Genomic DNA, 20,576 nt, shown 5'->3' with positions numbered 1-20,576 from the left:
GTGCCCCACCGCGGCCCCGCGCAGGCGTCACAGGCTCGCGTCGCGGTGGGTGGGGCGGCCGTCGAGGACCGTGAGCAGCACGGGCAGGTCGGGCAGGTCGGTGGCGGCGGTGGTGAGCGGGTCGTCGGCCAGGACCGTGAGGTCGGCGCGGTGGCCGACGGCGAGCCTGCCGGCCTCGTGCTCCTCACCCGCCGCATAGGCGGCGTTGACGGTCATGCCCTGGAGGGCCTCAAGGGCGGTGAGCGCCTGCTCGGGACCGTGCGGCGGCAGGCTCAGATCGCGGCTCGGCCGCCGGTGCCGGGCCCCGGCCATGACGCCCAGCGGAGGGAAGGGGGCGATGGGCCAGTCGGAGCCCAGGACGACCCTGGCGCCGGAGTCCCACAGGTCTCGACAGCGCCAGGCGCGCGAGGCCCGCTCCTCGCCGAGGCGGCGCGACCAGTTGTCGGTGTGGTCGGCCCTGGTGTAGTCGCAGCAGTGGGTGGGCTGCATGGAGGCGATGACGCCGAGCCGGGCGAAACGGCGCATGGTGTCGTCGGGCACGGTCTCGATGTGCTCGACGCGGTGCCGCACCCGGCGCTCCCCCGTGGCCATGGCCCTCTCGACGGAGTCGAGGACGTGCCGTACGGCCGCGTCACCGATGGCGTGGGTGGCCGTGGGCACCCCCGCCCTGTGCAGTTCGCCGACGATGTGGGTGTAGGCCTCGGGGTCGGGCCAGAAGGAGTGCGTGGACTCGCCGTGACAGTCGGGGCGCTCCAGCCAGGCGGTGCCGTTGTCGACGGTGCCGTCCATGAAGAGCTTGACGCCCTCCGTCCGCCACAGCGCCCCGCCCGTGCCCTGCTGCTCGATGAGGGCGCGCAGCGCGGCGGCGTCGGCGCCCGGCTGGCACCAGGGCGAGACGCGCAGCCGCACCGGCAGCTCTCCGGCGGCGTCGAGCTCGGCGTAGAGCGCGAGGCTGTCGCCGTTGGCGTCCATGGCGTGGCCGCCGGTGAGTCCCGCTGCGGCCATGTCACGCAGGGCGGCGGCGAGCCTGGCGCGGCGCTCGGCGTGCGTGGGCCGCGGGGCGGCGCGCTCGACGAGTTCGCAGGCGGCGTCCTCCAGGAGCAGCCCGGTGGGCCGGCCCGCGTCGTCGCAGACGACCTCGGCCGCCTGGGTGAAGGTCCGTGGCCCGTCGACGCCCGCGAGCTCGAGCGCGCGCGGGCTGGCCAGCATGGAGTGGGCGTCGAAGAGCAGGAGGAGGGCCGGGACGCCGTCGAGCACAGGGGCGAGGGCGGCGGCCTCGACGGGCCGCTGTCCGAACACGTTCGGGTCCAGGCCCCAGGCGTGCAGCCAGGCGCCGGGCGCGAGGGTGCGGACCTCGCCTGCCAGCGCCTCGCGCACCGCGTCGAGGTCGGCGCAGCCCGAAAGGTCCAGCCCGTGGGTCAGCTCGGCGCCCGAGACGGGGTGAAGGTGCCCGTCGACCAGGCCGGGGGTCACCACGGCGCCGCTGAGGTCGATCACCGTCGTCGAAGGGTCCGCGAGGGCGCGTATCCGGCGGTCGTCGCCCAGGGCGGAGATCCGCCCTCCGGACACGGCCAGAGCGGTCTGCGGAAGAAACTCGCCGGTGAGGGGGTCGAGCAGGCGGGCGGAGAGCAGGACGAGACTGGTGCGCACAGCGGTTCCTCGAAGCACGGGTAGGAGAGGGTCAGAGGGAGGCGGCGAGCGCGCCGCTCACCAGGCCGAGCTCACGCTCGGCGGTGGTGACGGCCATGCGCGTCACCGCCTCGGGGCGATTGCCGGTGTCGGTGTTGGCGTGGGCGCCGAGGCCGTCGAGCACGACCAGGATCTGAATGGTCGTCACATAGGGGTCGTCCGTATGGAACTCTCCCCCCTCGACGCCCTGCCTGATGAGATCGCCCAGCCGCCCACGCCAGGCGGCCTCCTGCTCGGCGACCCTGTCGCGCAGGACGGACCGGTAGCGGCTGAGGTGCCGCGCGTTGATCCAGAGCCTGCTGATGTCGTCGTAGGCCTCCCCCTCCGCTCGCGCGAAGAAGCGCGCCAGGTGCTGCGTGGCTGTCGCTCCGGACCGCTCGGCCGGCAGGAGCGCGTCGAGCTCGGCGCTCGCCGCGCTGCCGAACGCCTCGGCCACGAGATCCTCCGCCGAGGGAAAGTAGTGGCTGATCAGCCCAGGCCGTACGCCGAGGGCCTCACCGATCCGCCGCAGGGTGACGCACTCGAGCCCCTCGGTCAGGGCGACGGTGGCGGCCGCGTCGACGATCTCCGCCCGCCTGGCGGCAGGAGATTTCCGAATTCGCTTGCCCTGGACGCTTGACGACATACCCAGGATGCTATTGAGTGTGCGACCAATAAGCAAGCACGTGGGTACGACCAGCACCGGAGGGCTCCATGGCGGCCACGATCCCCGACCCGCGTCCAGGTACGCACACCGCGAACGAGAGCCCGCCGCCCTCCAACCGGCCCGGCCGCGTCGAGGTCCACGGCATCGACCACATCGCCGAACACGAGCGGCACGGCCGCGCCCGCGAGCTGTTCACCGTCTGGGCTGCGGCGAACGTCAACTACCTGAGCCTGGTGGTCGGCGGCGCCCTCATCCTCATGGGCCTGAACCTGTGGCAGGCCCTCGTGGTGATCGTCGTGGGCAACCTGTTCTGGCTGGCGGTCGGCCTGCTCGCCGTCTCCGGCCCCGCCTCGGGCACGCCGAGCGAGGTGGTCATGCGGGCGATGTTCGGCATCCGAGGCAACCGCGTGAACATCGCGATCACCGGCTGGGCGATCTGCATCTGTTACATCGCGCTCAACATGGCCGCGGCCGCGCTGGCCGCCTTCTCCCTCGTCGAGAAGGCCGGCATCGCGCCGACCACCGGCGTCAAGATCGCCGTTGTGGCGGTCATCGCCACTCTCACCCTGGCCATCAGCGTCTACGGGCACGCCACGATCGTGAAGCTCTACCTCCCGATCACCGTGGTGCTCACCGCCGCGTTCGCCGTCGTGGCCTTCAGCGTGCTCGGAAACACCGACTTCGGCTACCAGCCCGCCGAGCCGCTGACGGGCGGCGCCCTGTGGGCGACGCTCGTCGCGGGCGTCACCCTCATCGCCTCGGGCCCGCTCTCCTACACCAACAGCGCCGACTTCTCCCGCTACCTGCCCCGCACGACCTCCCCGAGGGCGATCGCGGGCTGGACCGCGCTCGGCGGCTTCCTGCCCAGCGTCGTCGTCACCTCCCTGGGCGCGTTCGCCGCGACCGCGGTCGACATGACCGACCCGCAGACCGCGCTGGAGACGATCCTGCCCCGCTGGTTCACCCCCTTCTTCCTGCTGGCCCTGGTGCTCGGCACCATCTCCATCAACGCCATGACGGCCTACAGCTCCGGCCTGGCCCTGCAGGCCGTAGGCGTCCGCATCCGCCGCTCCCTCAGCGTGATCGTCGACGGCGTCCTCGCCGTCGCCCTCACCCTGTACGCGCTGCTCGTGTCCAACTTCCTCGACACCGTCAGCAACGTCCTGCAACTGACCGTCGTCCTGCTCGGACCCAGCATGGCCATCTACGCCACCGACATCCTGCTGCGCCGCAACCAATACGACGGCCTCGCGCTCACGGACGAGAGCCCCGCCAGTCCCTTCTGGTTCACCGCGGGAGTCAACCGGGCCGGCGCCCTGGCGCTCACGCTGGGCACCACCGCTGCCGCGCTCTGCGTCAACACCCTGTACACCGGCCCTCTCGCCCACGCCATGGGCGGGATGGACCTCGCCCTGCCCGTCGGCGTCGTCGTCGCCTCGGCCCTCTACGCGACTTTGACGCGACGCTCCCGCGCCGGCCTCGGCACGGCGGTGCGCGCGTGAGCGGCTCGGCGCGCCAGGCACCCGATGGGCCACGCCGGCCACGGTGGCGCGCGAGCCGGAGGAACGGTGCCTCATGGTGCACGGGCGGTCCTTGCTCGGCCCGGCCCTCGACGTGGACGACCGCGACCGCACCACCGCGCGCGCCGAGCTGCTTGCATGCGAGCATACATATACGTTCAGGCCAGCACGTGGCCTACGATGAGGGCATGACGAACGAGCCGACCTCAGCCGACGAGCTGCTGGACGCCGTGGGCCCGGCGTTCTCCAAGCTGCGCCGTACGTCATTGCTGGAGGTCGAGAACCCGATCTCGGCCAAGGACCTGAGCAGGACCCTCGTCCTCAACTTCGTCGAGGAACTGACCAAGGACCCCGACAGGGAGATCACCGTGGGTTCGGTGGCCGAGTTCCTCGCCGTGGACCCCTCGGTCGCCAGCCGTATGGTCAGCGACAACATCAAGGCCGGTTACCTCATCAGGGCCGCCTCCCAGCAGGACGGCCGCCGCACCGTCCTGCGGCTCAGCCCGCAGGGCGCCGAGCTCATGGCGCGCTTCAGGCGGCACCAGCGCTCGGCGTTCGAGTACATCACCGCCGACTGGCCCGAACACGACCGCCTGGAGTTCGCCCGGCTGATGCTCAGATACGTCGACTCACTGGCCGCCCTCAGCAACCGAGGCCCGTCCGCCGAGCCGCCCCGCAGCCCGTAGCGCCACCTCGGGTCGAGGAGCCGGAGCAGCCCGGCCCGGAGATCTCACGCACCTTTCGCCTCATGCTCAACTTCCGTACGCTCGTCGGCCTCGCCCCCGATGGATCTTCGAGGGAACGCACGGCCCTTCAACGGACGGATCACACATGAGCAGATGGCGCGCGCTGCCCGCGTTCGCAGTTCTCGGCGCCACGCTGGCGGCCACCGCAGGTACGGCAGGCGCCGCCGAGACCGGCGGCCGCCACGGCTTCGACCTGCAGGCGCACCGAGGCGGAATGGGCCTGGTCGTCGAGAGCACGCTCCCCGGCTTCGCCAACGCGCTGGAGCTGGGGGTCAGCACGCTGGAGCTCGACATCCAGATCACCGAGGACGGCCAGGCGGTCGTCACCCACGACCGGCGGATCAGCGGCAGGGTGTGCCGCGACACCGCGCCGGCCGTACCGGGTGATCCGGAGTTCCCCTACGTCGGCAGGTACATCAACACGCTGACCCTCGCCCAGGTGAGAACGATGGACTGCGGCTCGGCGACCAAGGCGGAGTTCCCCGGGCAGCGGCCGGTGCCCGGGGCCAGGATGGCGCTGCTTCGCGAGGTGTTCGACCTGGTCAACCGCTATCGCGCGCACCGGGTCGCGCTGAACGTCGAGACCAAGGTCGAGGCGGGCGCGCCGCACGAGACGGCGCCGAGGGAGCAGTTCGTGCAGGTAGCCGCGGAGGAGATCCGGCGCGCAGGGCTGCTGCGGCAGGTCACCGTCCAGAGCTTCGACTGGGGCGCCCTCATGCGGATGCGGGAGGTCGAGCCCCGCCTACCGATCGTCGCCCTGACCAACCGCGACTTCCTGCAGACCGGACGGCCAGGCGCCTCACCCTGGCTCGGCGGCATCGACATCGACGACTTCGGCGGCGACCCGCTCAAGGCCGTCAAGTCCTTCGGCGCCGACGCGTTCTCGCCGGTGCACGGGTTCCCCCAGAACGGGAAGGTCACCGACCCCGGCTACCAGCCGTACGTGACCAGGGAGATGGTCGAGCAGGCGCACGGTCTCGGGATCAAGGTCATCCCGTGGACGATCGACGACGAGCCGACGATGAACAAGCTGATCGACGACGGGGTGGACGGCATCATCACCGACTACCCCGACCGGCTGCGGCAGGTGATGGCCGAGCGAGGGTTCAAGCTGCCCAAGCAGTACCGGCCCAGGGGGCACCACCTGGAGCCGTGACCGGCGGGTCCGCGACGCCGCCTCGTCCGGGCCGTGCGCCAAGACGAGGCGGGCGTCGCGGATCCACCTTCGCGGATCCACCTTCGCGGACCCACCTTCGCGGACCCACCTTCGCGGACCGGCCTTCGCGGCCTGGCGGGCGGGGCCTGGCGGGCGGGGCCTGGCTCAGGGCTGCTCGACCGGTGGGAGGCAGACGGTGAGGGCGCCGGGGACGACCTTGGCCTCGAGCTCGGTGGTGGCCTCGCGGTCTCCGCCGTCCAGCTCGTACGTCAGCGGGGCGCCGAACGTGGCTGACACCTTCCTGGCGCGGGTGATCCGGACGAACGGGGAGTCGTCGGAGCGTCCCGTGGCCATTCTGCCGATCACCCTGGCCCACTGGATCGGCCCCTTGGCGGTGGAGACGCCGACCTCCAGCCAGCCGTCGTCGGGCCTGGCGTCGTCGAACGCCTCGATGCCGGCGGCGATCGTGCTCACGTTGCCCAGGAGCAGACAGCTGGCCTCCCCGTCGAACCACGTCGTCCCATCGATCTTGATCTTCATCGGCACCAGCGGGCCGCCGACGTGCCGTACGGCCGCCTTGACATAGCTCAGCTTGCCGAGCCGCTCCTTGGCCTGCCCGTCGGCGTCGGCGATCATCTCGGCCTCGAACCCGGCGCCCGCCATCACCGCGAAGTGCTCGCCGTTGAGCACGCCCAGGTCGAGCTTCTCCCGCCGTCCGTGGAAGCCGATCCGCACCGCCTCCTCCAGGTCAATGGGGATGCCGAGGTTGTTGGCGAACAGGTTCGCGGTCCCGGCGGGGAGGATGGCCATCGGCACGCCCGAGGTGGCCAGCTCGTCGGCGCACCGTTGCACCATGCCGTCGCCACCCCAGACGAAGACCAGGTCGGCGCCCTTCTTGAGCGCCTTGCGAACCTTCTTCGGCGCCTTCTTGCTCTTGGGCACCTCGAACCAGAGAAGGTCTCCGACGTCCTGTTCGGTGATGAGCGTGCGCAGCCTGTCCAGGCCTGCGCCGAGAGTCTTCTTGCGATGCGCGACAACCGCCACGGTGGGGGACATGTCCTTCTGGCTACCCTCAGCGCCGCCTTTCAGGCAGGAATCAACTCTCCCTGCCGGGGTAGCCGAGCGCGAATGCGCATCGAGGAAAGGCCGAAACTGTGAGGCGGCAATGGCTCAGGGCTCGCGTCGACCGGGACCGCAGTCTGGGGCTGCGGCTGACGATCGCGAGCTTCGCGGCGGCGCTCGTCATGATCCCCTTCAGTCTGCTGCTCGTCGTGGCCAAGATGCCCGTCAACGGGCTGGACGCCCAGGTCGCCAGGGAGCTGCACGCGTACGCGCTCGCCCATCCCGACGTGACCAGGCTGCTCATCGTATGGTCGGAGCTGTTCGGGCCGTGGCCGTGGCGTGTCGCGGTCATCGCCTACGCCGCCTGGCTGCTGTACAGGGGCGCGCCGAGACTGGCCATCTGGGCGGTCACCACCATGGTCGTGGGCGGGTTGATCGGCCTCGCCCTCAAGATCGTCGTTGCCCGCGCCAGGCCGCACCTGCCGGATCCCGTCGCGCTCGCGCCGGGCGACTCCTTCCCCTCGGGCCACACGGTCCACGTGACGCTCGGCGCGGGAGTGATCGTCCTACTCCTCCTGCCCGTGCTGTCGCGGGCGGGACGGATCGTGGCCTGGGCCGTCGCGGGGTTCCTGGTGCTGTCGGTCGGATACACCAGGATCGCGCTCGGCGTGCACTGGGTGAGCGACGTGGCCGGAGGGATCGTGCTGGGCGCGGCCGTCATCGCCGCCACCGCGGCGGCATTCGAGACCTGGCGAAGGGAGCAGGGCCGCAGGCCCGCCTCGCCATTGGCTGAAGGAGTGGAACCCGAGTCGGTGAAGGTGATGCATGACCATAACTGAGCACGTGAAGTACTACGCTCTGACGATTTTACTCCCCATGATCCTGATGGCCGCGGCGACGTTCGGCGTGGGCAAGCTGATCCTCGCCCTGCCCACCGGTGAGGCGGCCGTCAGCCGGGGCCTGGCCGCCGACCGCACCTCGTTGTGGAACGCGCTCACCGACGTCGGCAGCAGCCTGTCGGACACCCCGTACATCGTGGCGGCCACCGCGATATTCGCGATCATCTTCAGGCTCGTGTACAAACGCTGGCGCGAATCCGTCTTTCTCATCGCGGCCGTCTGGAGCCAGTCACTCGTCTTCCTGGCCACCACCATGATCGTCGGACGGCACCGGCCGCCGGTGCGCCACCTCGACGAGGCCCCGCCCACCAGCAGCTTCCCCTCCGGGCACGTCAGCGCCGCCGTCGCCTTCTACTGCGGGGTCGCGCTCATCCTGAGCTCGCATGTCCGCAACAGGGGGCTCCAGGTGGTGATCTGGGTGCTCGGGATCGCCGCCCCGCTCGCGGTCGGCTTCTCCCGCGTCTACCGTGGCATGCACTTCGTCACCGACGTCCTGTGGGGCCTGCTGCTCGGCGTCGGCTGCGTCGTGATGGCCGCTCGCGCGATCCTGTACCGGCGTGAGAGGCAACGCCGTCGGGCCTCGGAGCTGGTCCGCCCCGCCTAGCCTGCGGCGACTGGTTCCTCGAAGGCGAGGAACCAGTCGCCGATTTTCAGGTCCTGCGCCAGCGCGCCTCTCCCAGGCAGTACCCGGCGAACAGCAGCACCCCGAGCGCCACCACGACCAGCAGCCACGGCCCCGCAGGGGTGTCGGCGAACGCCCTCAGCGTCGCGTCGACGCCGCCGGCCTTGTCCGAGTCGAAGGTGATGGCCGCCTGGATCACGAAGACCCCGGCCAGCCCGGCGATCACCCCTCGCGCGACGTACCCGGCGAGCCCGAGCCGATCCATCACCGAGCCGGCCCGCGGCGGCATCGGCCTGAGCTGTTTGCGGAACTCCTTCTTGATTCCGTAGCGCACCCAGTAGACGCCGAGCGCGAGGATGCCGAGCCCGATCGCCCCCACGATGACCTGTCCCGCGGGCAGTGCGAGCAGCTTGCCCGTCAGGTCCTGGGAGGCCTTGTCGTCCGACGTGCTCTCGCCGGACAGCAGCATGGTCAGCAACGCGACGCAGATGAACGCGTAGACCACGACCCGGCTGACCGACTCGATCCTGTCCTTGGCCCTGCGGGACCCGAAGATCGCCTCACAGGCCTGCCACACGGTCAGCGCGGCGAACCCCACGACCATGATCCACAGGATCACCGCCCCGAACGGCAGCTCGGCGACCGTACTGATCGCGCCGTTCTTGTCGGCCTCCCGGCCGCCCTCGCCGAACGCGATCTGGAGCGCCAGCACCCCGATCAGCCCGTAGAGCACGCCCCGGCACACCAGCCCGACCCGCGCTAACTTGTCCATCGCCGGGCTGTCCGCCGCCCGGCGGGCCATGGCCTCAGCTTCACTCATGAATTCTCCCGAGAGTCGTCAAAGACCCTCGAACTGCCCTCGATCGCGCGTTCTAGGCCCTGTTCAGCTCCGCGCACCCTCCCGATCGTCCATGACGCCGAAGGTGGAGGCCCGGAACAGGAAGGACGCCCACGAGCGGTAGGGCCGCCAGGTATCGGCCAGCCTGCGGTAGGCGGCCGGTGGCGCGTCGTGCGGCAGGCCGTACACCTCGCGCAGGGTCGCGAACAGGCGCGGCTCGTCGCCGGGGAACGCGTCCGGCGCGCCAGCGCCGCGGATGAGGATCAGGCCCGCGGAGAACGGGCCCACCCCGGGCAGGGCGCGCAGTTCGGCCAGCGCCTCCTCCGGCTCGAGCGCGCGCAGGTGCTCGGCGGTGAGCACGCCGTCGAGCGCCGCGCGGGCCAGCCCGTGCACCCACTCCTCCTTCTGCGCGGGCAGGCCGAGGCCGCCGGCCTCCAGCAGCGTGACGGGCGGGGGGAAGGCGGCGTACACCTGCCCGTCCACGGTGACCTTCGCGCCGAACCGCTCCGCGATGCGCTGCTTGATCCTGGAGGCGATGAGCATGGAGGAGCGCTGCACGATCACCGCCCAGCACGCCGCCTCCCAGGGGCTCCAGAAGCACACGGGCCGCAGGCCTGGACGGCGCTGCTGCAGGTCGCCGAGCACGGGGTCGGCCTCCCCCAGCTCGGCGAATCCCGTGCCGTCCACGTCGAGGGACAGGATGCGCGCCACCTCGCCCCTGATCCCTGGACCCGCCGCCCTCGTCGTGGCGACGGCGACCCCGCCGGGGGCGGCGGTCACCGTCACGCCGATCGGCAGCCAGTCCGACTCCGCGCAGTAGGCGAAGCGCAGCGACCGCCCGTCGGAGGGCAGCGCGCTGGTGGCCGGCCAGTCCTCGACGAAGCGCAGCGAGGCGCCGAAGTCGAAAGGGCCCTCGGCGGTGAGCGTGAATCCGTGCGTGGTCATGCGCGTATGGTAGGAGGCCCTCCGACCGGCCGGGACGTGCTAGGCGCGGTTGGCCGCCCGCATGACGGAGGCCACCAGACGGCGGTTCTCCGGGGCTCCGCCTCCCCCGCCGAAGGAGAAGCGGCGGCGGGTGTAGGCGTAGGCGATGCCGCTGCGGGGGTCGGCGAAGGACTGCGCGCCCACTGCGCCGCTGTGGCCGAAGGCGTCCGCGCCCAGCTCGGGATAGCGGACGGCCTGCGCCTCGAAGCCCAGCAGGAAGTGGTCGCGCTCCCCCGTGACCAGGTCGGGGCCCGTGGAGTGCGGCCTGGTGAACTCCGCGAGGGTGCCGGGCTCGAGGAGCGGCGGTCTGCCGTCGATCTCGCTGATGGCGGCGGCGTACATTCCGGCCAGTCCCCTGGCGTTGCCGACGCTGCCCGACGAGGCCGGGCCCAGCGCCCGTACCGTGCGGGTGTTGGCGAAGGCGGCCAGATCGGTGGGCGGTGTGGCGTTGAGGTTGAAGGCGATCCCCATGAGGCTGTCGGGTGCCGGCGCGTGCGCCTCCGCCATGGCGCGCTGGTCCGGCAGCAGCGGCTGGACCTCCACGTAGCGGGGTTCGAGCGCCTCGGGCAGGCCGAGGTAGAACTCCAGCCCGTACGGCGCGCGGACGCGCTCGTCGTACACCTGCTGGAGCGACTGTCCCGTGGCGCGGCGGACGACCTCACCGATCAGCGCTCCGATCACGAACGCGTGATAGCCGTAGCCGGAGCCCGGCCGCCAGTACGGCCGCTGTCCGGCGAGCCGGGCGGCGAGCAGGCGGTCGTCGGCCAGCTCCGCCGCGGTGAAGCCGCCCTCCACGCCGATCAGCCCGGCGCGGTGCGCCAGCAGGTCTCGCAGGGTGAGGTCGCCCTTGCCTTCGGCGGCGAACTCGGGCCAGTAGGAGGCGACGGCCGCCTCCAGCTTCAGCGTGCCGTCCTGCACCAGCAGGGCCGCGACCAGGTGCGCCGCGCCCTTGGCGGAGGAGTACAGAGCGTGCAGCGAGTCACCGGAGACGCCGTCGCCGGTCCAGAGGTCGACGACCCGCCTGCCGTTCAGGCAGACCGCCAGCTGGGCTCCGAGCCCGGCCTCGCCGTCGGCCACGGCGGCGAACTCCGCACTGACCTCCTCGAACCCTTCCGACACCGTTCCGTGGATCTTCGGCATGCGCTTCTCCTTCCAGACACCGACGACGACGGGGTGAGGTCTTCGCCGTCCTCGCGGTGCGCACCGGGCCCCGTGACCGCGCGTACGATCATCACACGCTTCGTTCGTCCCGCCCGCCCCAGGGTGGCCCTGAGGCAGGGAGATCGGGTGCGGCTCAGCTCTGCTCCTCTTCGCCGGGCGGGGCGGCCGTGCGGTGTTCGGTGCGCCGGAGCAGCCGCTCGGCCTGGCCGACGACGTCGGCCAGGCCGCGGCCTGTCGCGTCGGGGTCGCCGGATGAGTCCGGGTCGATGAGCATGCGGTACATCGCCGCGCCCACGACCATGTCGATCACGGCGTCGATGTCGGCCTCCTCGGCCAGCCGCCCTTCCCGCCTGGCGCGCTCGAGCGCGGCGTGGATCACTCGGCGCCGGGGCAGGATGTAGTGCTCGCGGTAGGCGGCGAGCAGTGACGGGTAGCCGATGCTGGAGCCGATGAGCTGGGCGAGCACGGCGCGGAAGCGCGTGTCGCCGAACGTCCGTTCCCACGAGTCCATGAGCCGCTCGTCGAGCGGTGGACCCTGCGCGTCCGCGGCCGCCCAGATCTCCTCCTCGGGCACGAGGGTGCGGGCCTGCTCGATCGCCTGGATCAGCAGCTCCTCCTTCGAGGACCAGCGCCGGTAGATCGTCACCTTGGCCACGCCCGCGCGCTTGGCGATCTGCTCGACGTTCGCCCCTTCCACGCCGCGCTCCACGAACAGTTCCAGCGCCGCTCTCATGATCTGCTCGTCGGCCTCGGGGTCGCGCGGCCGTCCTCTGGTGCGCCGGGTGGAGGTCATCGGAAGGCCACCTCCCCGACGCCCGCGCCGGAGGGCACGAAGTGGGGCGCCTGGCCCGGGCGCAGGCGCCAGTCGGGCGTGAGAACGGTGTCCATGTGCCGGCGAAGGGCCAGCAACCCCGCCGCGTCGGGCCGCCCCTGGGAGAACGCGGATGCGACCGCGTGCCGGTAGCGGGTGTTGTCGTGGGCGAACAGCGGCACGGTGTCGGTGGCCGAGGCCAGCAGCCGTTGGACGCGGCGGGCGGCCTCGACCTGACGAGCGGTGTCCGCGCCGCCGATCGTCATCTGGCGTACCTCGTCGACGGCCAGATGGGGCAGCGTGTAGAGGGTGTCGCCCATGAACAGCGCGCTTGCGCCGTCCATGCGCACCAGCACGCACATGTGGCCGGGTGAGTGCCCCGGCGTGGGCAGGAGCACCACGCTGCCGTCGCCGAAGTGGTCCTGGCTGTGGGGGAAGGCGAGAAGGGGGCCCGAGTCGAAGGCGGGGAAGGACAGCCGCTCCTTCACCAGGTCGAAGGAGTAGGGATAGAGGACGCCTTCGTCCCAGTCGCGCCGGTCCATCACCACCGTCGCCCGGGGCAGGGAGCGGAGGCCTCCCGCGTGATCGTCATGGACGTGGGTGAGGAACACGGTCGAGATCTCCTTGACGTCGTAGCCGAGCCTGGCCACCTGGACCCGCAGGTCCTGGTCGGCGGTCAGCCTGTACTCGTGGCGCTCGGTCAGCAGGCGCGAGGCCATGCCGCCGTGGCCGTAGTACCCATCATGATCGTTCGCCTGCTCCCAGCTGACGCCGGTGTCGACCATCATCAGCCCGTGCAGGGGGTGGTCGATGAGATAGGCGTATACCGGCACCGCGATCTGTGCCTTGTCCAGCAGGGTACGCGTGTAGCCGGTCAGCCCCTCCCAGCCGTCGAGGCCGCCGTAGAACTGGCCGTACGTGACGACGGTGTCGCCGGTGTGCAGGGGGAAGACCCGTACCGAGCCGACGGCGCCGCGCCGTCTCGCGCCCGGGGCTCGCACCGCCTCCTTCAGCTCCTGCGCGCCCTGTGCCAGCACATCGCGGCGATGGCGGTCGACCCGGCTGACGGACAGCCCGCTCAACGCGCCGAGCGCCAGACCGGCGCCGCCCAGCAGCAGGGCCCTTCTGGTGCGCCCTGCGGTCGCGCCGGCGGTGCCCCGCCTGCCCCGCAGGCCGACGACCAGCGCCCCCGCCAGGGCCGCCGCGGAGGCGAGGCCGAGCAGGACGGGCACGTCGGTGACGTAGAAGACGACCGCGAAGTAGAGGGCCAGTGTGGACAGGGCGGCGGGAGCGCCGAGGAGCGCGAGCACGCGGGTGCGCGTGGAGCGCCGCCCCAGCGCGTGAGGCCACAGCAGCCCGATCGCGAGGCCGAGCAGCAGGAGGCCGTAGGCCACGAGAAGCGGCGCCGCCACGTCCTTGAGTCGCAGGACGACCAGCCAGGCGGCGCTCACCGCAAGGGCCGGCGCGAGTAACGCGATCTTGCAGAGGATCTTCATCGATCGACTCACCCTTCATTATGTAAACGCAAACGGATGCGTTTACATAATAGCGGCCGCCCGCCACGGTCCCCCGCTGCTCAATTCACAGCAAACTCAGAGATTGCGGACATTGATCGCTAGCATGTCCGGATGCTGAGCACCGAGGCGCCCGAGCAGACCCGGCAGCGCCTGGCATGGCTCGACGCCCTGCGCGGCATCGCCGCTCTCCTGGTGGTCTTCGAGCACGCGCTCAAACCGCTGCTGCCCGAGGCCAGGGAGCCTGTCAAGGCGCTCTTCGAACCGGGCTGGTACGGCGTGATCGTGTTCTTCCTGGTCAGTGGCTACATCGTGCCCGCCTCGCTGGAGCGGCGAGGCAGCGTGCGGGCCTTCTGGATCTCTCGCCTGTTCCGGCTGTATCCACTGCTCGGTGTGTGCGTGGCCGGCATGGCGCTACTGGTGGCCGCCGGCTGGGACGGCCTGCACATCTGGTGGAGCGACCGACCGGCCTCCATGGTGCTGGGTCATCTGACGATGCTGCAGAACCTGCTGTACGTGCCGAACCTGGTCAACGTGCTCTGGACGCTGTCGTACGAGATGGCCTTCTACCTGTTGTTGACCGCGATGTTCACGCTCGGGGTGCACCGCAGGAGCGTCACCGGCGCGCTGGGCTTCGCCGTGGTGGCCGTGCTGGGCGCGGCCGCGTTACCCGTCAAGCTGTTGTCGGCCGGCGGTGCCGGCCGGATGCTGACGGTCGTGCTGGTGGTGACCGCGCTGGTGGCGGGCGGCCTGGCCGCCGTGCTGAAGGGCTCGGCCCCGGTACGGCGTGCGGGTGCGATCGTCCTCGGGGTGACCGTGCTCGGCCTTCTGGCGGTCAATCAGAGCTACCCGGACCCGTGGCAGGGGCTGCTGATCCTGGCCACCATGTTCGCGGGCACGGTGCTGTATCGGGCCGAGCAGGGCGAGCTCTCCTGGACGGCGGCCGGATGGGTGGCGCTGGTGCCGCTGGCCTGGACAGGGCTGGCGTGGGGAGAGCTCGGCCTGCAGACGGCCATGGTCGCCGCCTGGCTCACCTTCGCCGTGGGGATGAGGCTGCGGCACAGGCAGGTGCCGCAGCCTCTGGCGTGGCTGGGGCTGGTCAGCTACTCGATCTACCTGCTCCATCCCCTGCTGCTGGAAAGCGTCGAGCGGTTCTGGCCCGAACCGCTGGCCGTGCCGCTGGGCCTGCGGCTGGTCGCGCTGGTGTGCGTGGTGGGCGTGCTGCTGGCACTCAGCGCGCTGACCTGGCGCTGGGTGGAAGCCCCGGCCCAACGGCTGGGCAGACGTCTAGCCTCCGCCTCTCCGCGACCCGGGAGCCCGCTGACGGGCAGCCAGGACGAAGGCCCGCGCCGGTCTTGACCGGAACTCTCAGCTGACGCAGCCGATGCCCTCAGGCGTCCTGACCCCTTCGGGGCGAAGACGACGGCCACGCCCCGCGACGAACTCCCTTTTCGTCGGGCACCGTACCCCTGCTGGGGTGCCGCCGGGCGGGAGAAGGTCAGCTGAGGGAGAACCGCTCGGCGAACGCGGACATCTCCTCGCGCTGCCGGTCCGCCTCCGCGAAGGTGGCGCTCACGACGATGCGTGTCACGCCCTGGGCGGCGAGCGCCTCGACCTGTTCGACGGTCATGTCGATCGAGCCCGGTCGCGTGTACTCCAGCGCCTGCGCGCTGCGACCCGCTTCGGCGGCGGCCGCCCTGGCCAGGTCCAGCTGGAGGGCGCGCTCGTCCGGGTGGAGCGCGCCGCCGGGGTAGTAGCCGTCACCGCGTCGCCCTGCGCGACGGGCGGCCGCCCTGCTCGACCCGCCGACGTGGACCGGCAGGCTCGTGCCCCCGTGGGGCTTGGGGTACTGGCACAGGTTCTCGAAGGCGAAGAACTCCCCTTCGAAGCTGACGCCCTCCTCGCCACCGGCCCAGAGCAGCCGCATCACGTCGATCGCCTCGTCGGCGCGACGGCCGCGGGTGGCGAAGTCCACGCCCATCGCGCGAGCCTCCCCCGGCAGGGCGCCGAGCCCCACGGTCAGCAGCCGCATCCGCCCCTTGGACAGCACGTCGATGGTCGCCAGTCGCTTGGCCAGCACCACCGGGTGGTGGTACGGCAGCAGCAACACGCCCGTACCGAGCAGGATCCGCCGCGTGGCCGCGGCCACGAAGCTCAGGCAGTCGAGCGGATCGACGTACGGCAGCGAAGGCGGCAGCTCGTACGGCCCGACCGTCGCACCGGGATGCAGCGCGATGTGCTCGGGCAGGTACAGCGACTCGAAGCCGCAGTCCTCGGCGTGGCGGGCATAGGCCACGATCCTGTCGGGGTCTACACCGTAGTAGGGCGTGCTGTAGCTGATCCCGAACTTCATCTCGTTCCTCCGGTCGGCGACGCGCGACCGTATCCGCCGCAGCGGTCCCCGGCATCGGAGCCGGACGGCGCGCGCGCTCACGGTAGAGCCCTGTCACCGGTGTCAAGGCAAGTGGCGCGAGCGGCCCGTCCGTGTCCTGGCCGTCGAGACGGGGTGGTCCGGGCGCGGCGGTAATGTACTGTCCTCCATCGTTGAGGGCTTGAGGAGATCTTTTCGTCATGGGCGCGAACCACGCGCACGGCCCCGCCATCCCCGCCTCACGCCGCACCGTGTGGTTGACCCTGGCCGTGATCATCCCCCTGGCCCTGGGCACCGTCATCGGGCTGATCGCGCTCTGGCCTTCGGACAAGCCCGGAGCCGGAGCCGCCCCCGGGCTGGAACGACTCACCGGCACGATCACCTCGATCACCCTCAAGCCGTGCCCCGAGCTTCCCCCCGAAGAGGGCGTCGCCGCGGGCGCCGAGCAGCCGCCTCCGGATCCGGCCTCCTGCGGCGACGCCGAGATCAGGCTGACCAGCGGCGCCAACGCGGGACAGCGCATCACCACCGACCTTCCCAGCGGCCCCGGAGCGCAGCGGTTCGCCGAGGGCGACGACGTCGTGCTCGTGCACACCCCTGACAGCACGCTCGACGCGTCGCCGTACCTGCTCTCGGATCACGACCGGTCGACGTCACTGTGGATCATGGGCGCGGCCTTCGCGCTCGCGGTGGTCGCGTTCGGCCGCTGGCGCGGCGTGACGGCGCTCGTGGGCCTCGGCGTGACCTTCACCCTGTTGCTGCTGTTCGTGATCCCCGCCATCCTCGCGGGCGAGCCGCCACTGGCGATCGCCATCGTCGGCTCCGCGGCGATCATGCTCGCGGTGCTCTATCTCACCCACGGGTTCACGCTGACCACCTCGATGGCGGTCCTGGGCACCCTCAGCAGCCTGACCCTCACCGGGCTGCTGTCCTACGGCGCGATCGGACTCGCCCAGCTCAACGGCATCACCGACGAGAGCTCGCTCTACCTGGACATGAGCTACCGCATCGACGCCCAGGGACTCCTGCTCGCCAGCATCCTCATCGGCTCTCTCGGCGTGCTCGACGACGTCACCGTCACCCAGGCCGTCACCGTCACCGAGCTCGCCCACGCCAACCCGTCCTACGGCTTCCTGCAGCTGTACAGGGCCGCCGCGAGGGTCGGCCGCGCGCACATCGCGTCGGTGATCAACACGATCATCCTCGCCTACTCCGGCGCCTCCCTGCCGCTGTTGCTGCTCATCAGCGTCGCGAAGCAGCCGCTCGGCGAAGTGCTGACCAACCCGCTCATCGCCCAGGAGATCGTCCGCAGCGTCGTCGGGACGCTCGGCCTCATCGCCGCCGTCCCGCTCACCACCGCCCTGACCGCGCTCGTCAGCTCCCGGCGGCCAGGCCTCGACCACCACGGCGACGCCTCGCCGTCGTCCCGGCACCGGCGACGCGCGAACGACCCGCAGGAGACGTCCGCGCCGTCTCCAGGCGTGCTCGAGCCCGCTCATGACAGGCCCCGGCCTGTACGGCACGACCACGGCTTCTGGGACGATCCCCGCGATCGGTGAGCGCCCGGCACCACCTGGCGGGCCGCTCGCTCGCGAGTACGGCGTCACCGGCCTGGTCAACTCACAGCCAGGCTGCCGGCGATAGGTGGTCGAGGCCCAGTATCCGGGCAAGCCCGCGGAGGCCGACCGGCTACCGCTGGGGGCGGGCTCGGCCGCCGGGCTGAGGCAGGGCGTCCTGACCGCAGACGTCGCCGTGGAACAGGCGCGGCCGTACCGCCCACGTGACCGAGCAGGCGGCCAGTGGCACGCCGCGATCCCCGGGACCGCGGCGACAGTGTTCCCGCATGGCCGGAGAGCGGTCACGAGAGCCGGTTGCCGTGGTCCGGGCGCCGCTGACAGGATCCTCGCCATGCCTGTCTTCTCCGCACACGACGGAACCCGTCTCGCCTACCACGTGTTCGGAGCGGGCGCCCCGGTGATCTGCCTGCCCGGCGGCCCGATGCAGGACAGCGACTACCTCGGTGAACTGGGCGGCCTGTCGGCGCACCGGCAGTTGATCATGGTGGACCCTCGGGGCACCGGCAGGTCGGCGATCCCCGAGGACGCGGCCTCCTACCGCTGCGACCGGCTCGTCGACGATGTCGACGCCCTGCGCGAGCACCTCGGCCTTGACCGGGTGGAGCTGCTCGCCCACTCCGCCGGGGCGAACCTCGCGGCGCTGTACGTCGCCCGGCACCCGGAACGCGTCGGCAGGCTCGCTCTGATCACTCCGAGCACCATGGCCGTCGGCATCGCGGCCACCGGCCAATCCCGGCTCGAGACGGCCGGGCTCCGCGAGAACGAGCCCTGGTTCGCCGCGGCCTTCACCGCTCTGGAGTCCATCGTGGCGGGCAACGCCACCGACGACGACTGGAAGGCCATCGACCCCTTCTTCTACGGCCGATGGGACGCGCGGGCCCGAGCCCACCAGGCGGCTCAGGAGAGCCACAGGAACAGGGAAGCGGCAGCCGCTTTCGGCGCCGAGGGCGTGTTCGACCCGGACGCCACGCGCGCGGCGCTCGCCGCCTTCCACGCGCCGGTGCTGCTGCTTGCCGGAGAGGTCGACCTGAACACGCCTCCGAGCGTCGCGGCCGAGTTCGCCGAGCTGTTCCCGCACGCGGAGTTCGTCGTCCAGCCACAAGCGGGCCATTTCCCGTGGCTCGACGACGCCCGCAGGTTCGTGGCGACGACGGCGGCCTTCCTCGGGTGAAGCGCGCTCGCCTCCACCGCGACGCCGACGGGGCCCCTCATGCCCGGACGAGCTCGTAGCCGGCCTCCTCGACGGCGGCGCGGACGTCCTCGACGTCGAGGTCCCGATCGCTGGTGACGGTGACCGCGCCGCTCTCGACGTCCACCGCCACGGCGGTGACGCCGGCGACGCGCTCGATCTCCTCGGTGACGAAGCCCGCGCAGTGTCCGCAGACCATGCCGCTGACGGTGTAGGTGCTCTGGCTCACGCCTCCTCCTCCCTGCCGGGTGCCGGCTGCCCGCCCTGGCCGGTGGGCAGCGCGCGGGTGAGCTGGTGAGTTCTGCTCATCCGTCCGTCAGCGGCCAGCTCCCCGAAGAAGTGCACCTCGGTGGCCACCGCCTTCTTCCGCATCTGCCCGTGGAGGGTGAACCTGGCGGCGATGCGATTGCCGCTGGCCAGGGCCTCGTGCACCTCCAGGCGGTAGTGGGTGAGGTTCTTGCGCACCGGGCGGATGTGCGCGATGAGCTTGTCGCGGTCGATCCGGACGCCGTCGGCGATCTGGATCATGTCGGGCGTGTAATAGCGGTCCACGATCGGCCCCGGATCCTCCTCGCCTCGAACGATCTCGTCGGTGAAGGAGGTCATGAAGTCGGCGATGAACTGCTCCGGGCTGACGCCGTCGAATGGGCTCATGGTGCTCCTGTCGCACTCTCCCGTACTATCTCTTACAGGCTGTAAGATATTGTCCGCGCACAACTTTGACAAGGTGTATGAGTTGACTTCTCCTCCGGCCCCCCAGCGTCGCCGTGCCGACGCGCGGCGCAGCAGGGCGGCGATCCTGGACGCGGCGGTCCAGCTGCTGAACGAGCGACCCGACGTCAGCGTCGAAGTCATCGCCTCGGCCGCGGGAGTGACCCGCCAGACCGTCTACGCGCACTTCCCCTCACGCGAGGAGCTGCTGGAGGCCGCCGTCGACCGGGTCACCGAGGAGACCGTCGCGGCGATGGACGCCGCCGGGCTCGACGAAGAATCCGCGGCGGAGGCGCTGTGCCGGCTGATCGAGGTCAGCCGCCGGATGAGCGAGCGGTACCCCCTGCTGCTCCAGCAGATCAGCGCGATGCCCGTGAGCCCGCAGGCGGACCAGGAGCGACACGCGCCGGTCGCCGATCGCCTGAGGCGGATCATCCTGCGCGGCCAGGAAAGCGGCGAGTTCGACCGCAGGCTCTCGACCGACTGGCTGGTGGCGGCCACCATCGCCCTCGGACACGCCGCGGGCGACGAGGCCGGCGCCGGGCGCATGTCCGGCGAGCAGGCGGACGCGGCGCTCCGCCTCAGCCTGCTCCGGCTCTACGGCGCGGCGGTCGAGTGAATGGCCGCAGCATCTACGCGCGATACATAGATATATGTCAATATAGAACGTCGACGAACATCTACTCTGGAGGGGTCGATGGAGCTGCTGGAGATCCTGGAGTGCAGCCCGCCGCTCACCCGCGAGCCACTGGACGCCCAGCAGGCGGCCGGGGTGGCGCAGGTGTTCAAGGCGCTGGGTGATCCGGTACGGCTGCGCATCCTGTCGATCGTGGCCAGCCACGCGGGCGGCGAGGTCTGCGTGTGCGACATCACCGGCGCCTTCGAGCTGTCGCAGCCGACCATCAGCCACCACCTCAAGGTGCTGAAGGAGGTCGGCCTGCTCACCTCCGAGCGCCGCGCCCCATGGGTCTACTACCGCCTGGTCCCCGAGACCCTGGCGGAGCTGTCCGCCCTGCTGAACACCCCGTCCACCGTCTGACGCCAGAGGCTCCTTCTCCTCCAGGTCCCACCGACGCGCAG

At 71.2% G+C, this 20,576-nt stretch carries 21 protein-coding genes; 10 read left to right on the top strand and 11 right to left on the bottom strand.

Translation table 11 applies throughout. The features are described from left to right. Positions 1-27: 27 nt before the first annotated feature. A complete protein-coding gene (locus ABFX50_RS38805) occupies positions 28-1,650 on the bottom strand; it encodes an amidohydrolase (RefSeq protein WP_346153757.1) in 1,623 nt (540 codons plus the stop codon). A gap of 31 nt (positions 1,651-1,681) precedes the next feature. Further along, complete coding sequence (locus ABFX50_RS38800) at positions 1,682-2,314, bottom strand: TetR/AcrR family transcriptional regulator (protein ID WP_346153755.1); 633 nt, start codon at positions 2,312-2,314, stop codon at positions 1,682-1,684. A gap of 68 nt (positions 2,315-2,382) precedes the next feature. Here ABFX50_RS38800 and ABFX50_RS38795 point away from each other — a divergent pair, with 68 nt between their 5' ends. The 3 genes from ABFX50_RS38795 (at position 2,383) to ABFX50_RS38785 (ending at position 5,757) form a co-directional block, all read left to right on the top strand. Then, positions 2,383-3,837: a purine-cytosine permease family protein gene (locus ABFX50_RS38795; RefSeq protein ID WP_346153753.1), complete on the top strand. Its 1,455-nt coding sequence runs from the start codon at positions 2,383-2,385 to the stop codon at positions 3,835-3,837. A gap of 206 nt (positions 3,838-4,043) precedes the next feature. Continuing rightward, complete coding sequence (locus ABFX50_RS38790) at positions 4,044-4,541, top strand: MarR family winged helix-turn-helix transcriptional regulator (protein WP_346153751.1); 498 nt, start codon at positions 4,044-4,046, stop codon at positions 4,539-4,541. A 145-nt stretch (positions 4,542-4,686) separates the two neighbouring features. Further along, positions 4,687-5,757 (top strand): glycerophosphodiester phosphodiesterase, encoded by a 1,071-nt coding sequence (locus ABFX50_RS38785; RefSeq protein ID WP_346153749.1) that lies wholly within the window; start codon positions 4,687-4,689, stop codon positions 5,755-5,757. A 165-nt stretch (positions 5,758-5,922) separates the two neighbouring features. Here the strand turns inward: ABFX50_RS38785 and ABFX50_RS38780 are convergent, their stop codons facing one another. After that, positions 5,923-6,813, bottom strand: coding sequence for a diacylglycerol/lipid kinase family protein (locus tag ABFX50_RS38780; protein WP_346153747.1), 891 nt, complete (start codon positions 6,811-6,813; stop codon positions 5,923-5,925). A gap of 98 nt (positions 6,814-6,911) precedes the next feature. On the opposite strand from ABFX50_RS38780, the gene ABFX50_RS38775 reads away from it, so the two are divergent. Continuing rightward, entirely contained in the window at positions 6,912-7,658 is a 747-nt protein-coding gene (locus ABFX50_RS38775; RefSeq protein WP_346153745.1) for a phosphatase PAP2 family protein, read from the top strand. Continuing rightward, entirely contained in the window at positions 7,645-8,322 is a 678-nt protein-coding gene (locus tag ABFX50_RS38770) for a phosphatase PAP2 family protein (RefSeq protein ID WP_346153743.1), read from the top strand. The genes ABFX50_RS38775 and ABFX50_RS38770 overlap by 14 nt, the downstream gene beginning before the upstream one ends. Positions 8,323-8,368: 46 nt before the next feature. Here ABFX50_RS38770 and ABFX50_RS38765 read toward each other — a convergent pair whose 3' ends face one another. The 5 genes from ABFX50_RS38765 to ABFX50_RS38745 all read right to left on the bottom strand — a co-directional run bounded on the left by ABFX50_RS38765 (position 8,369) and on the right by ABFX50_RS38745 (position 13,630). Continuing rightward, positions 8,369-9,160 (bottom strand): DUF1206 domain-containing protein, encoded by a 792-nt coding sequence (locus ABFX50_RS38765; RefSeq protein ID WP_346153741.1) that lies wholly within the window; start codon positions 9,158-9,160, stop codon positions 8,369-8,371. A gap of 63 nt (positions 9,161-9,223) precedes the next feature. Continuing rightward, entirely contained in the window at positions 9,224-10,123 is a 900-nt protein-coding gene (locus ABFX50_RS38760) for a DNA-3-methyladenine glycosylase family protein (RefSeq protein ID WP_183644739.1), read from the bottom strand. A gap of 39 nt (positions 10,124-10,162) precedes the next feature. Further along, complete coding sequence (locus ABFX50_RS38755) at positions 10,163-11,302, bottom strand: serine hydrolase domain-containing protein (RefSeq protein ID WP_346153739.1); 1,140 nt, start codon at positions 11,300-11,302, stop codon at positions 10,163-10,165. 154 nt (positions 11,303-11,456) lie between these two features. Then, complete coding sequence (locus ABFX50_RS38750) at positions 11,457-12,116, bottom strand: TetR/AcrR family transcriptional regulator (protein WP_346153737.1); 660 nt, start codon at positions 12,114-12,116, stop codon at positions 11,457-11,459. Beyond that, positions 12,113-13,630, bottom strand: coding sequence for an N-acyl homoserine lactonase family protein (locus ABFX50_RS38745; RefSeq protein WP_346153735.1), 1,518 nt, complete (start codon positions 13,628-13,630; stop codon positions 12,113-12,115). Before ABFX50_RS38745 ends, ABFX50_RS38750 begins: the two co-directional genes overlap by 4 nt. A gap of 132 nt (positions 13,631-13,762) precedes the next feature. Between ABFX50_RS38745 and ABFX50_RS38740 the strand changes: the two genes are divergently transcribed. Beyond that, entirely contained in the window at positions 13,763-15,007 is a 1,245-nt protein-coding gene (locus tag ABFX50_RS38740) for an acyltransferase family protein (RefSeq protein WP_346153733.1), read from the top strand. A 139-nt stretch (positions 15,008-15,146) separates the two neighbouring features. Here the strand turns inward: ABFX50_RS38740 and ABFX50_RS38735 are convergent, their stop codons facing one another. Next, on the bottom strand, positions 15,147-16,001 hold the full coding sequence (locus tag ABFX50_RS38735; RefSeq protein ID WP_346153731.1) for a TIGR03619 family F420-dependent LLM class oxidoreductase: 855 nt from the start codon (positions 15,999-16,001) through the stop codon (positions 15,147-15,149). A 218-nt stretch (positions 16,002-16,219) separates the two neighbouring features. On the opposite strand from ABFX50_RS38735, the gene ABFX50_RS38730 reads away from it, so the two are divergent. Beyond that, entirely contained in the window at positions 16,220-17,578 is a 1,359-nt protein-coding gene (locus ABFX50_RS38730; protein ID WP_346153729.1) for a YibE/F family protein, read from the top strand. 349 nt (positions 17,579-17,927) lie between these two features. Next, positions 17,928-18,767 carry an alpha/beta fold hydrolase gene (locus tag ABFX50_RS38725; RefSeq protein WP_346153727.1) on the top strand — a complete coding sequence of 280 codons (840 nt, stop codon included), beginning with the start codon at positions 17,928-17,930 and terminating at the stop codon, positions 18,765-18,767. Positions 18,768-18,804: 37 nt separating this feature from the next. Here ABFX50_RS38725 and ABFX50_RS38720 read toward each other — a convergent pair whose 3' ends face one another. Further along, entirely contained in the window at positions 18,805-19,014 is a 210-nt protein-coding gene (locus ABFX50_RS38720) for a heavy-metal-associated domain-containing protein (protein ID WP_346153725.1), read from the bottom strand. Continuing rightward, on the bottom strand, positions 19,011-19,439 hold the full coding sequence (locus ABFX50_RS38715; RefSeq protein WP_346153724.1) for a nuclear transport factor 2 family protein: 429 nt from the start codon (positions 19,437-19,439) through the stop codon (positions 19,011-19,013). The genes ABFX50_RS38720 and ABFX50_RS38715 overlap by 4 nt, the downstream gene beginning before the upstream one ends. Positions 19,440-19,521: 82 nt before the next feature. Between ABFX50_RS38715 and ABFX50_RS38710 the strand changes: the two genes are divergently transcribed. Both ABFX50_RS38710 and ABFX50_RS38705 read left to right on the top strand, forming a co-directional pair. Continuing rightward, a complete protein-coding gene (locus ABFX50_RS38710; RefSeq protein ID WP_346153722.1) occupies positions 19,522-20,115 on the top strand; it encodes a TetR/AcrR family transcriptional regulator in 594 nt (197 codons plus the stop codon). A 78-nt stretch (positions 20,116-20,193) separates the two neighbouring features. Continuing rightward, entirely contained in the window at positions 20,194-20,535 is a 342-nt protein-coding gene (locus ABFX50_RS38705; protein ID WP_346153720.1) for an ArsR/SmtB family transcription factor, read from the top strand. Positions 20,536-20,576 lie beyond the last annotated feature (41 nt).

The organism is Nonomuraea recticatena (genome assembly GCF_039533245.1).
Lineage (GTDB): Bacteria > Actinomycetota > Actinomycetes > Streptosporangiales > Streptosporangiaceae > Nonomuraea > Nonomuraea roseola.
The sequence above is the reverse complement of the archived record's forward strand: the minus strand, read 5'-3'. Positions and strand labels throughout refer to the sequence as shown.